This is a genomic window from Ramlibacter sp. G4-7 (assembly GCF_057784995.1).
Genome location: NZ_JBYNTT010000006.1, coordinates 267,338 through 279,816 on the forward strand (window position 1 = coordinate 267,338; position 12,479 = coordinate 279,816).

Consider the following 12,479-nt stretch of genomic DNA (forward strand, 5'->3'; position numbering starts at 1 on the left):
ACCCGCGGCCGCTCGTTCACAATCCCCCGCATGCAGCGCGTCACGCCCGACCGGCCCTGGCCCCTCCACGACGTCGCGGCCATCCGCCGCCTCGAGCAGCGTGCCACCGGCGCCCTGCCCCCGCACACGCTCATGCAGCGTGCGGGCCTCGCGGTCGCCCGGCTCGCCCTGGCCGTCGCGCCGCACGCGCGCACGGTCTGGATCGCCTGCGGTCCCGGCAACAACGGGGGCGACGGCTTCGAAGCGGCGCTGCACCTCAAACGCTGGGGCAAGGACCCCGTCGTGACCTGGCTGGGCGAGGAAGCCCGCGCACCGGACGACGCGCGCGCCTCGCTGCTGCGCGCGCGCGCCGCGGGCGTGGCCTTCGCAGCGGACCCTCCCGCCAGCTTCGACCTCGCGATCGACGCGCTGCTGGGAATCGGCGCGACGCGCAGTCCCGAAGGAGCGCTGCTGCGGTGGATGGAGCGCATGAACGCAGGGGCGGCTCCGGTGCTCGCCGTCGACGTGCCCTCGGCGCTGAATGCCGACACGGGCCATGCCACCCATTGCGTCCGCGCCGACCACACGCTGGCACTGCTGGCGCTCAAGCCCGGCCTCTTCACGGCGCAAGGGCGCGATGCGGCCGGCCAGGTCTGGTTCGAGGACCTGCAGGTGGACCCGGCCGGTGCTCCCGTCGCCCAGCTCTGCGCCCCGCCTGCGGTGGCGCAGCGCCTGCACGCGAGCCACAAGGGCAGTTACGGCGACGTCGCCGCCATCGGGGGCGCGCCCGGCATGGCCGGGGCCGTCCTGCTCTGCGCGCGCGCGGCCCTGCACCACGGTGCCGGGCGCGTGTACGTGGGCTTCCTCGATCCCGCGGCGGCCGCACTGGACGCGCAGCAGCCGGATCTCATGGTGCGCCCCTGGGACAGCCTCGCGTTCGCCGAGATGACCGTGGCCTGCGGCTGCGGCGGCGGCGATGCGGTGCGCTCGGCGCTGCCGGGCGTGCTGCACGCGCGGGCGCTGGTCCTCGACGCGGATGCCCTCAACGCCATCGCGGCCGATGCGCAGGGGCAGGCGCTGCTGGAAGCCCGCGGGCGCGGCGCAGCACCGACGGTGCTCACCCCCCACCCGCTGGAGGCGGCGCGCCTGCTGGAACTGCCGACCGCCGAGGTCCAGGCGAACCGGCTCGCGGCCGCGCGGGACCTTGCGCGGCGCTACGGCGCCGTCGTGCTCCTGAAGGGTTCAGGGACGGTGATCGCGGCAGCCGACGGGCGCGTGCGGATCAACCCGACGGGCAACGCGCGCCTGGCGATCGCGGGAACGGGCGACGTGCTGGCGGGCATGGTCGCTGCCAGGCTGGCCAACGGGGAAGATGCCTTCGAGGCCGCGAGCGCGGCCGCGTACCTGCACGGGTTGGCGGCGGATCGGTGGCCGCAGGATGAGCCGTTGACGGCGGCGGCGTTGGCCTCACGCTGGGCGTGAACGAAGGGGTTCGCCGCTGCGCCGGCTCACCACCACCCTGCATGCAGGGCGGCGCGGCGGCCGCCGCGGAAGGTGAGCGAAGCGAACCCCGCCGATCGGGCCTAGCCCCGCCCCACGAACGGCATCTTGGTCGCCATCACGGTGTGGAACAGGACGTTCGCCTCCAGCGGCAGGCTGGCCATGTACAGCACCGACTGGCCGACGATGCCCACGTCCATCAGCGGCTCCACCGCGATTTCGCCGTTGGCCTGCGGCACGCCCTTGGCCATGCGCGCGGCCAGCTCCGTCAGCGCGTTGCCGATGTCGATCTGGCCCACGGCGATGTCGTAGCGGCGGCCGTCGAGCGAGGCTGCCTTGGTCAGCCCCGACACGGCGTGCTTGGTGGCCGTGTAGGCAATGGAGTGCGGCCGCGGCGCGTGGGCGGAGATCGAGCCGTTGTTGATGATGCGGCCGCCCATGGGCTGCTGCGACTTCATCACGCGGAAGGCGTTCTGGATGCCGTAGAACATGCCGTTGAGGTTGGTGTCCACCACGGCCTTCCAGTCCGCCACGGACATGTCTTCCAACGGGCTGGCCGGCAGGCCCCGGCCGGCGTTGTTGAACAACAGGTCCACGCGGCCCCAGGCCTTCACGACCTGGTCGAACAGCGCGCGCACGGCGTCCGGGTCCGTCATGTCGGTCGGTACGGCAAGCACGCGCTCGCCGAACTCCTTCGCCACCTCCTGCAGCGGTTCGGGGCGGCGGCCGGCCAGGGCCACGCGCCAGCCCGCTCCGAGCAAGGCCAGCGCCGCGGCCTTGCCGATCCCGGTGCCGCCACCGGTGACGATCGCGACCTTGCCGGCCGCCTGCGTGTTTGCCATGGAAGTCTCCTCTTTGGTCATGTCGTGATCAACGGCGCGTCTTGCGCGGCGGCTTGGCCTTGGCCGCCGCCTTCTTGGCGGCGCGCACGACCTGCTTGGGCGCCTTGGCGATCTTGCCCGCCGCCTTCTTCGCAGCGCGCTTGGCGGTGGCCTTCGGCGCCTCGCCGGCAGCAACGCCCTTTTCCTTCATCGCGCGCGCCAGGAACTCCTCGTCCTCGCGCACCAAGCGGAAGTCGATCTTGCGTCCGTCCAGGTCCACGCGGCTGACCTGCACGCGCAGCCGCGTGCCGATGGCGTAGCGGATGCCGGTGCGCTCGCCGCGCAGTTCCTGCCGCGCCTCGTCGAACTTGAAGTACTCCCCGCCCAGCTCGGTGATGTGCACCAGCCCCTCGACATACATCGCGTCCAGCGTGACGAAGATGCCGAACGACGTGGCCGCGGTGACCACGCCCGAGTACTCCTCGCCGAGGTGGTCGCGCATGTACTTGCACTTGAGCCAGGCCTCGACGTCGCGGCTGGCCTCGTCGGCCCGGCGCTCGTTGGCGCTGCAGTGCAGGCCCGCGGCTTCCCAGGCCTGCATCTCGCGCGGCGACGCGACGACCTTGGGGCGCGGCTTCTGCGTGGGCGGCGCCACCCGGCTGGCCAGGCGGCGCGCCAGCTTCTCGTGCGCCTCGCCCGGCGTCGGCAGCGCCGGCAGCTGGTAGCGCTCCTTGGCCAGGATCGCCTTGATCACGCGGTGCACCAGCAGGTCCGGATAACGGCGGATCGGACTGGTGAAGTGCGTGTAGGCCTCGTAGGCCAGGCCGAAGTGGCCGCTGTTGTACGGCGTGTAGATCGCCTGCTGCATGGACCGCAGCAGCATGGTCTGGATCTGCTGCGCGTCCGGGCGGTCCTTGGTGGCCGCGGCGATCTTCTGGAACTCCATCGGGGTGGGGTCGTCGGAGATCGTCACGCCCACGCCCATCGTCTTGAGGTAGGTGCGTAGGATCTCCTTCTTCTCCGGCGTCGGGCCCTCGTGCACCCGGTACAGGCCGGGGACCTCGGCCTGCTGGATGAAGTCGGCCGAACACACGTTGGCCGCCAGCATCGCCTCCTCGATCAGCTTGTGCGCGTCGTTGCGCACGCGCGGCACGATCTGCTCGATGCGGCCGTTCTCGTCGCAGACGATCTGCGTCTCCACCGTGTCGAAGTCCACGGCGCCGCGCGCGTTGCGCGCCTTGAGCAGCGCGCGGTACACGTCGTGCAGGTTCAGGAAGTGCGGCACCAGTTCCTTGCGCCGCACCGCTTCCGGCCCGCGCGTGTTGCCCAGGATCGCGGCGACCTCGTTGTAGGTCATGCGCGCATGGCTGTACATGACGGCGGGATAGAACTGGTAAGCGTGGATCTCGCCGGCCGCTGTGATCAGCATGTCGCAAACCATGCACAGCCGCTCGACCTCGGGGTTCAGCGAGCACAGGCCGTTCGATAGTTTCTCCGGCAGCATGGGGATCACCCGCCGCGGGAAGTACACGCTGGTCGCCCGATCGTAGGCATCGATGTCGAGCGCGCCGCCGGTCTCCACGTAGTTGCTCACGTCGGCGATCGCGACCAGCAGGCGCCAGCCCTTGCCGCGGCCCACCTTGGCCGGTTCGCAGTACACCGCGTCGTCGAAGTCGCGCGCATCCTCGCCGTCGATGGTGACCAGGGGCACGTCCGTGAGGTCGACGCGGCCCCTGTGGTCCTGCGGGCGCACCTTGTCCGGCAGCGACCGGGCCTGCGCGATGCAGGCTTCGGAGAACTCGTGCGGCACGCCGTACTTGCGCACCGCGATCTCGATTTCCATGCCGGGGTCGTCGACCTCGCCCAGCACCTCCTTCACGCGGCCCACCGGCTGGCCATACAGGCTGGGCGGCTCGGTGAGTTCGACCACGACCACCTGGCCTGCCTTGGCCAGCCCCGTGGCGCCCTTGGGGATCAGCACGTCCTGGCCGTAACGCTTGTCTTCCGGCGCCACCAGCCAGACGCCGCTTTCGTGCAGAAGGCGGCCGATGATGGGATGCGGCGGCCGCTCGATGATCTCCACCACGCGGCCTTCGGGCCGGCCCTTGCGGTCGTGCCGCACGATGCGCGCGCGCACGCGGTCGCGGTGCAGCACCGCGCGCATCTCGTTGGGTGGAAGGTAGATGTCGGCTTCGCCGTCGTCGCGCGCCACGTATCCGTGGCCATCGCGGTGTCCCTGGATCACGCCCTCGATCTCATCGAGGAGGCCGGCACCATTGTTTCGCTCTACGTTTTTGATATACAATCTTGTTTTTCCTGAAATGCCCAGGTGGCGGAATTGGTAGACGCACTAGTTTCAGGTACTAGCGAGTAACATCGTGGAGGTTCGAGTCCTCTCCTGGGCACCAACTCTCGGAACACCGGGAGGCATCATAAAGCCGGCATCGCCGGCTTTGTTGTTTGTAGTGGAGATATTGAGGATGGAAGGCCGCCCGAGGGCGGCTTTGTCGCATGGGGACGATGGTGCTCAGATGGGCTCGGCCACGAGGTCGTGCCCGTCGGTGGCCACGATGCGCGCCTGCGTGAACTCGCCCACGGCCAGCCGTTTGCTGAGCTTTTGCGGCGGCAGCAGGCGAACGGTGCCGTCGATCTCGGGCGCGTCCGCATAGCTGCGGCCCACCCCGCCCTTGCGGCCCAGCGCCGGCGCGGAATCCACCAGCACCTGCATGGTCGCGCCCACGCGGCGCTTGAGCCGTTCGGCCGAGACCTGCTCCGCCACCTGCATGAAGCGGGCGCGGCGTTCCTCGCGCACTTGCTGCGGCAGCATGCCGGGCAGCTCGTTGGCGGCCGCGCCTTCGACCGGGCTGTAGGCGAAGCAGCCCGCACGATCGATCTGCGCCTCGCGCACGAAGTCCAGCAGGTGCTGGAACTCCTGCTCCGTCTCGCCCGGAAAGCCGGCGATGAAGGTGCTGCGCACCACGAGCTCGGGACACATCTCGCGCCAGCGCGCGATGCGCTCCAGGTTGCGCTCGCCGCTGGCGGGCCGCTTCATCCGGCGCAGCACGTCCGGGTGGCTGTGCTGGAACGGCACGTCCAGGTAAGGCAGCACCAGGCCCTGCGCCATCAGCGGGATGATCTCGTCGACGTGCGGGTACGGGTACACGTAGTGCAGCCGCACCCAGGCGCCGAAAGGCTCCGCCAGTTCGCCGAGCGACTGCACCAGGTCCAGCATGCGCGTGCGCACGGGGCGGCCTTCGTGGAAGCCGGTGCGGTACTTGACGTCCACGCCGTAGGCCGACGTGTCCTGGCTCACCACCAGCAGCTCCTTCACGCCGCCTTCGAAGAGCGCCTTCGCTTCCTTCAGCACGTCGCCGATCGGCCGGCTGACCAGGTCGCCGCGCATGGACGGGATGATGCAGAAGGTGCAGCGGTGGTTGCAGCCTTCGCTGATCTTCAGGTACGCGTAGTGCCTGGGCGTGAGCTTGATGCCCGCGGCCGGCACCAGGTCCACGAACGGGTCGTGCGGCTTCGGCAGGTGGGCATGCACCGCGTCCATCACCTCCTGCGTCGCGTGCGGGCCGGTCACGGCCAGCACGGAGGGGTGCACCTCGCGAACCATGTTGTCCGTCTTGTCGCCCGCGCGCGCGCCCAGGCAGCCGGTGACGATCACCTTGCCGTTGGCCGCCAGTGCCTCGCCGATGGTGTCGAGGCTCTCCCGGACCGCATCGTCGATGAAGCCGCAGGTGTTGACGATCACCAGGTCCGCGCCCTCGAAGGTCTTGGACGTGGCATAGCCCTCGGCGCTCAGTTGCGTGAGGATCAGTTCGGAATCGGTGAGGGCCTTGGGGCAGCCCAGGCTGACGAAGCCCACCTTGGGCACGGCAGAGGCGGGGGCGTCCGCCGCGAGGATGTCGCTCATCCCACTATTGTCCCAGACCCTGGCTGCGCGGGCTCGGGGGGCGGGCTATGACCCGGCTCGGCGACGGGATCCCCCGGATCGCGGGCGCGGCAGGCCCCGTCCGGATTGCCGCCCGCGGGTCACTTCTTGATGCCGAACGCCCCGAGCATCTGCTGCTGCATCTTCTCGAACATGGCCCGGGACTGCTCCGCGTAGGTGCCCACGCCGCTGGCAAGCGGGTTCTGCATGTTCATGAACTGCGTCCACATCTCCGGCGTGAAGGTGTTCGTCTGGTCGGCGAGTTGCTTCTGGATGTCGGTGAACGCCTGCACGTTGCGCTCGAGGTAGCTGCCCATGAAGCCCTGCATGGCGTGGCCGTAGAAACGGATGATGTTGGCCAGCGCGGCCTCGCTGAACATGGGCGCCCCGCCGGCCTCTTCCTCCAGGATGATCTGCAACAGGATGCTGCGCGTGAGGTCCTCGTTGGTCTTGGCGTCGCGCACCACGAAGGACTCGGCGTCCATCACGAGCTGCTTCACGTCCGCGAGCGTGATGTAGGTGGACGTGTCGGTGTCGTAGAGCCGCCGGTTCGGGTACTTCTTGATCACGCGCTGGGCCGGCTTCGGCTGGCCGTTGGCTTTCTTGCTCGTCACGAACGGGGCTCCTGGCGGGACCGGGGTCCTGCGTATTGCAATGCAGCAGATTCTAGGAGGGGCCACCACCCCCGCGCCGGGGTTTAACCCTTATGCCCGACCGTAGCACACGTGGGCCTCGGCCGGCAGGCCGAGGCAGGCGACGCGCCCCGGCTATGACCCACCCGCAGCCGGCCCGCCATGGCGCCGCCCCGCCGGCACCACCTTCGCCTCCGCGGGGTCTGCCATGTAGTGCGGCGACATGATCTGCACGCCGTGTTCGTTGAACACGTCCAGCACGTTGGCGTGCAGCGCAGCGAGCAGGTCGGCGCGCGCCTGCGGCGTCTCGGGCGTTGCCTGGCACACCAGCCGGTAGTCGACGTAGAAGTCGCCCAGCGCCCGCTGCAGCACGCGCGGCGCGGGCTGCGCCAGCACGCCCGGGGTGCGCTGCGCCGCCTCCAGCAGCATCGCCTGCACCTCGCGCCAGGGCGTGTCGTAGCCGATGGTGACGCCGGTCTCCACCATGTAGCCCGGCCCTTCGGCTGCGCGCGAGAAATTGCAGATGACGCTGCCCATCACCACCGCGTTCGGCAAGGTCACCTCCTCGCCCAGCCCCGTGCGGATGCGGGTGGTGAACGTGCCGACGCCGACGACGGTTCCGTCGGTGCTGCCCACGCGCACGTACTCGCCGCTGCGCATGGTGCGCGTGTACATCAGGATCATGCCGCTGGCCGCCTGCCCGAAGAGGCTGGAGCCGCCCAGCGTGACCATGAGGCCGACCAGCACCGACATGCCCTTGAAGGCCTCGGTCTGCGACCCGGGCAGGTAGGGATAGGCCATGACGACCGCGAACAGCCAGACCGCCAGGTTCACCAGCCGGCGCGTCGGCCGCACCAGGTCGCGGTCGAGCCATGCGGGCTGGGCGACCCCCTGCTCCGCGCGGTCGAACACCGGCCGCAGCAGGCCGACGGCCGCGCGCGCGAGCAGGAAGATCACCGCCGCAACCACCAGGTCGGGCAGCGAATGCACGATGCCGCCGCCGATGCGCTCGCCCACGCCCAGCACGAAGGCGCCCAGTTGCTCGCCGGCGGCACGCGTCTGCGGGAAGCGCTCCAGCACGAACACCAGCCATTCGTAGGTCAGGGGCAGCAGCACCAGCCAGGAGGCGATCCGCAGCAGCCACTGGGCCGCCCGCTGCACCCGCGGGCCCTGCCACAAGGGCGAGCGCGCGACCGTCGTGTGTGACGCGGCCGCGTCCACCCAGGCGCCCGTGCGCGCGAACAAGGCGCGGCGGATGCGCACCACGATCCAGACCGCAAGCAAGTAGAGCGCCGTGGCCCCCAGCGCGAACGCCGCGGCGCGCAGCAGCCGCCCGCGGTCCCGCGCCTCGTTCGTTTCCGCAATGACGCGCGCCAGCGCCGCCACCGTGGCGCGCGTCGCCCGGTCGAGGTTCTCGCCGCGCAGCGGGTCCACGTCGGCCGGGGTGAGCAGGAGGACCATGGTGCCGTCGACCAGGACCACGCGACCCTGGGGTTCCTGCTGCACCGTCACTGCGCCGGGGCCGCCGGCCGCCAACGACTCCTCGATGGCGCGTTGGGCGCGCCGGGCCCGCTCGGCGGGGGAAACACCCAGGAAGTTGCTGCGGAAGACGGTGACCGGCCGGTTCCAGACCGAGAGGACGGCCTCGTCCGGCGCCGGTGCGTCTGCCGCCGGCGCCGCGCCGGCGAACACCGCGAGCAGGAGGGCGAGCAGGAATCGCATGGGAGGGCCTGCACGACTGTGCAGGCCCTGCTCGCGGCGGCCAATTGGGGCGAAGGGAAGCGCGGGGACGTCCCAGTCGCCGTGCCGCCGCCCGGCGGCCTAGTTCAGGTCGCCGTCCTTCCAGGCCTTCAGGCCCGATACGGCAGCGCCCGCCTGCAGGCCCGACTTCGTCAGCGCGAAGAACCGGCCTCCCTGCACGTTGCCGGCGCCGGCTCCGACGTTCGCCGCACTGCCGCCCGCACCGACGCCGGCGGCGGCGCCGGCGGAGGCGTCCCAGCCGTTTTCGATGAAGTCGGCCAGGGCCTTCTGGCTGTCGAAGACGAACAGGTAGCGGGTGTTGGATGCACCCAGCTGCAGGCCCGCACTCGCCTGCCCGATGTTCATGTACGTATCCTTGCCGGTCTTGTTGTCGTGCGCGATGCCCTTGCCGCCCGCACCGCCCAGGCCGAAGCTGAGTCCGTACGTGGTGAACACCGCGAACCCGGGAGCCTTCGCCACGGTGTCCTTGAGCTTGGGATCGGCCTTGTAGAAGTCGTCGAGGGCCTGCATGGCCTTCTTCTTGATCTCGGACTGCTTGGCGCTCTTGTCCCCTTGTGCGTGGGCGTGCGTGCCCACGGCGACAAGCGAAGGACCGGCGATGAGGAACGTGCGTCGTTGCATGAGCCCTCCAGGGGACGTTGGCTGTGAAAGGAATGGTGCTGGCGGCCGCGCCCGGGCGCGCGCTCCGCCGGTGCATTGTTCGGACTCGCCGCTTCGCGTCGAATTGGACCTAGGTCCCACGCGCCGCGCCAGCACGGCCGCTGCCGCAAGGAAAAACCCCGGGACAGCCTGTCGGCGTTCCCGGGGTCCGGCGTGGAAGTTTGCGCTGGATCAGCGATGCCCTGCCGCGTCGTCGGCACCATGGCCGACGCCGTGGCCGCCGGCCTCGGCCGCGTCGTGACCTGGCGCGTCGTCCGCGCCGTGGCCGATGCCGTGGCCGGCTGCTCCGTGACCGGCCGCATCGTCCGCCCCGTGGCCGCCGCCGTGGCCGCCGCCATGGCCGCCACCCACGCTGCCCGTGCCGCCACTGCCCGGACCCGAGCTTGCCGACGGACCTGAATTCCCGGAGGAACCGGAGCTTGCCGAAGCGCCTGAATTGCCCGAACTGCCCGAACTCCCCGACGAGCCCGAGCTTGCCGAAGACCCGGAGCTGCCCGAGGACCCCGAGCTGCCCGAACTCCCCGCGCTGCCGGAGGAACCCGCGCTACCGCCGCCGCCGCCGCCGCCGCCTCCTCCTCCACCACCCCCGCCACCGCCACCGCCGCCGCCATGCGCCAGTGCGGAGGCCGCGTACACGCACAAGGTCAACGCAACGAGTCCGTTGCCTGCCATCTTCCTCAAGCCGATCATGTCTATCTCCTGTCAGGACCCAAGCCGTTTCGAACCGGTCTGCCCTCGGCAAACCCCGTTCGCCTCTGCCGGCGTGGGAATATTTCCCACACCTGGGGCCAACAATAGGTGGGATTTTTTCCCACGTCCAAAACTCTTGTGTGACAATTTCCCACGCACCCGGCCTGGCCGGATCGTCGTCACCTGCCCGAAGCGATATGCCCGAGAGCTCACCGTCCCATGCCGCACCGCCGCGCGCGCTCACCCGCGCGCTGCGCCATGCGTTGCGTCCGCTGGTGAAGCTCATGCTCGCGCGCGGCATCACGTTCACCTATGCCAGCGAACTCCTGAAGTCGCTGTTCGTCGAAGTGGCGGACCGGGACTTCCGGCTGGACGGCAAGGTGCCGACCGACAGCCGCGTGAGCCTCGTCTCCGGCGTGCATCGCAAGGAAGTCAGTCGCCTGCGCGAAGTGCTGGAATCGGGTGAAGAGACCATGCCCGAGGTGATCTCCCTTGGCGCGCAAGTGGTCGCACAGTGGATGGGGGCCGCTCCCTATGTGGACGAAGCAGGGCAGCCCCGGCCCCTGGCCCGCTTCGCGAGCGAGGGGGCGGAGTTGTCCTTCGAGGCGCTGGTGGCGCGGGTGAATCGCGACATCCGGCCGCGCGTGGTGCTGGACGAGTGGCTGCGCCTGGGCGTCGTGAACATCGACGACGATGGCCTCCTGCGCCTGCATGCCGGCGCCTTCGTCCCCAGCAAGGGCTTCGACGAGATGAGCTTCTATTTCGGCCACAACGTCCACGACCATGCAGCCGCCGCCGCGCACAACCTGCTGGGTGGCGAACCGCCGTTCCTGGAGCGCAGCGTGCACTACGACGGGCTGAGTGCGGACGCCGTGGCGCAGCTCGCGCGGCAGGCAAGCACGCTCGGAATGGACACGCTGGTGGCCGTCAACAAGAACGCGCTGTCCCTTGCCAAGCGTGGCGGGACCACTTCGCTGCCGCGCCAACGCATGACGTTCGGCGTGTACTTCTACGCCGAGACGGCGGACGCAAGCGCGCCGGCTGCTCCACGCGCCGGCCGAAAAGCCGCCGCATCCAAGCCCACGCGCGCGCCAGCGCGCAAGAAGGCGTCGAAATGAGCACCCGGCGGCCGCATCGTCTCGCCGCGGCGCTGTGCAGCGCCCTGCTCTGCGCGGGCCTGGCCCTGCCCGCGGCGGCCCAGGACAACTGCAGCTCGGGTGGGTCGCGGGTGAACCCGGCCGCGGTGTCGGCCGCGGGCGGCACCGGCGGCACAGGCACCGGCGGTGCCGGCGGTGCCGGCGGGATTGGTGGAACCGGGGGCGGCGGTGGCGCGGGAGGGGGGCGCGGCGGGATCGGGGGAACCGGAGTGACGGCGGGCGCCAGCACCCCCGGCGGCGGCATCGGAGGCACGGGCATCGTGGGCGTCATCACCGGCTTCGCCAGCATCTGCGTCAACGGGCTGGAGGTGCAGTTCGATCGCGACACGCCGGTGTCCGACAACGGGCAGCCGAGCTCCGCCAGCGAACTCGCCGTGGGCCAGGTGGTCGCCGTGCGCGCCGCAGGCGAAGGCAAGGACCTGCGCGCCGAATCCATCGTCGTGCGGCACGCCCTCGTCGGCCCGATCGATGCGATCGAAAACGGGGGCCAGACGATCCGGGTTCTGGGCCAGGACGTCAGCGTGCGGACGCCGCTCGCCGTGCGCACCGGCGAGTGGGTGCGCATCAGCGGGCACCGCCAGGCGGATGGCGTGCTCACCGCGACGAGCGTCGAGGCCCTGCCCCCTGCTGCGCCACGCCTGGCGCAGGTTTCCGGGCGCGTGACCGCGATCGGCGCGGACGCGATCCAAGTGAACGGCACGCTCGTCCGCCTCGACGCGGGCACGGCACCGCCCGGACTGGTGCGCGGCCAGCCGGTGCGGGTGGCTGGTCCATGGGACGGGACCAGCGTGCTCGCGCAAACGCTGGCGACCGCGGCGCCGCGCGACGACATCGGCCTCGTGCGCCAGGTGGTGCTCGAAGGCTACGTGCAGGAACTCGATGCGGGCTCCATGCGCCTCGGACAGGAGAGCGTGCAACTCGACGCCGGGGCGCAAGTCCTGGGCGGCGGTGCAGCCGGCCTGGCGGTCAACCAGTTCGTCCGCGTGAGCGGACGCATGGATGCCGAGCGGCGCATCGTGATCGACCGGGTCCAGATTTCCCCGGGCGGGCCGAGCGGGCCGGCGGGCGGCGCGTCAGGGCACGGTTCGAGCTCCGGACACGGGTCCAGCGGGCCCGGCGGGAACAGCGGCAGCAGCGGCAACAGTGGCTCGAGCGGTTCGAGTTCGGGCAGCGGCACGTCCGGCAGCTCGGGGTCGTCCGGCAGTTCCGGAAGCAGCGGAGGCCCTGGCGGTGGCGGTGGTGGCCCCGGTGGCGGTGGTGGCCCCGGCGGCGGTGGTCCCGGCGGCGGCGGTGGTCCCGGCGGTGGCGGTGGTGGCGGCGGCGGCGGCGGCGGTGGCGGCGG

The 12,479-nt window shown here is 70.8% G+C and carries 10 protein-coding genes and 1 tRNA gene; 5 read left to right on the forward strand and 6 right to left on the reverse strand.

Going from position 1 to position 12,479, the window contains the following annotated elements; translation table 11 throughout:
- Positions 1-30 precede the first annotated feature (30 nt).
- On the forward strand, positions 31-1,461 hold the full coding sequence (locus AC3EGR_RS10875) for an NAD(P)H-hydrate dehydratase (protein ID WP_488546491.1): 1,431 nt from the start codon (positions 31-33) through the stop codon (positions 1,459-1,461).
- 101 nt (positions 1,462-1,562) lie between these two features.
- Here AC3EGR_RS10875 and AC3EGR_RS10880 read toward each other — a convergent pair whose 3' ends face one another.
- Together AC3EGR_RS10880 and rnr are read right to left on the reverse strand one after the other, a co-directional pair.
- Positions 1,563-2,321 carry an SDR family oxidoreductase gene (locus AC3EGR_RS10880; RefSeq protein WP_488546492.1) on the reverse strand — a complete coding sequence of 253 codons (759 nt, stop codon included), beginning with the start codon at positions 2,319-2,321 and terminating at the stop codon, positions 1,563-1,565.
- A gap of 28 nt (positions 2,322-2,349) precedes the next feature.
- Positions 2,350-4,545 carry a ribonuclease R gene (gene rnr, locus AC3EGR_RS10885; protein WP_488546493.1) on the reverse strand — a complete coding sequence of 732 codons (2,196 nt, stop codon included), beginning with the start codon at positions 4,543-4,545 and terminating at the stop codon, positions 2,350-2,352.
- A gap of 78 nt (positions 4,546-4,623) precedes the next feature.
- Here rnr and AC3EGR_RS10890 point away from each other — a divergent pair.
- Positions 4,624-4,708 (forward strand) — tRNA-Leu (locus tag AC3EGR_RS10890).
- 119 nt (positions 4,709-4,827) lie between these two features.
- Here the strand turns inward: AC3EGR_RS10890 and rimO are convergent.
- From rimO to AC3EGR_RS10910, 4 genes are all read right to left on the reverse strand, one after another.
- Positions 4,828-6,219 (reverse strand): 30S ribosomal protein S12 methylthiotransferase RimO, encoded by a 1,392-nt coding sequence (gene rimO, locus AC3EGR_RS10895; RefSeq protein WP_488546494.1) that lies wholly within the window; start codon positions 6,217-6,219, stop codon positions 4,828-4,830.
- A gap of 119 nt (positions 6,220-6,338) precedes the next feature.
- Positions 6,339-6,851, reverse strand: a complete 513-nt coding sequence (gene phaR / locus AC3EGR_RS10900) for a polyhydroxyalkanoate synthesis repressor PhaR (protein ID WP_488546495.1) — start codon at positions 6,849-6,851, stop codon at positions 6,339-6,341.
- A 153-nt stretch (positions 6,852-7,004) separates the two neighbouring features.
- On the reverse strand, positions 7,005-8,591 hold the full coding sequence (locus AC3EGR_RS10905; protein ID WP_488546496.1) for a mechanosensitive ion channel family protein: 1,587 nt from the start codon (positions 8,589-8,591) through the stop codon (positions 7,005-7,007).
- Positions 8,592-8,690: 99 nt separating this feature from the next.
- Positions 8,691-9,251 carry a YSC84-related protein gene (locus tag AC3EGR_RS10910; protein WP_488546497.1) on the reverse strand — a complete coding sequence of 187 codons (561 nt, stop codon included), beginning with the start codon at positions 9,249-9,251 and terminating at the stop codon, positions 8,691-8,693.
- Between the two features lie 240 nt (positions 9,252-9,491).
- Between AC3EGR_RS10910 and AC3EGR_RS10915 the strand changes: the two genes are divergently transcribed.
- The 3 genes from AC3EGR_RS10915 to AC3EGR_RS10925 form a co-directional block, all read left to right on the forward strand.
- Positions 9,492-9,689, forward strand: coding sequence for a hypothetical protein (locus tag AC3EGR_RS10915; RefSeq protein WP_488546498.1), 198 nt, complete (start codon positions 9,492-9,494; stop codon positions 9,687-9,689).
- 488 nt (positions 9,690-10,177) lie between these two features.
- Positions 10,178-11,098: a DUF6502 family protein gene (locus AC3EGR_RS10920; protein ID WP_488546499.1), complete on the forward strand. Its 921-nt coding sequence runs from the start codon at positions 10,178-10,180 to the stop codon at positions 11,096-11,098.
- Positions 11,095-12,479, forward strand: a 1,385-nt coding sequence (locus AC3EGR_RS10925; RefSeq protein WP_488546500.1) for a DUF5666 domain-containing protein, incomplete at its 3' end; no start/stop codon positions are given. The genes AC3EGR_RS10920 and AC3EGR_RS10925, both read left to right, overlap by 4 nt.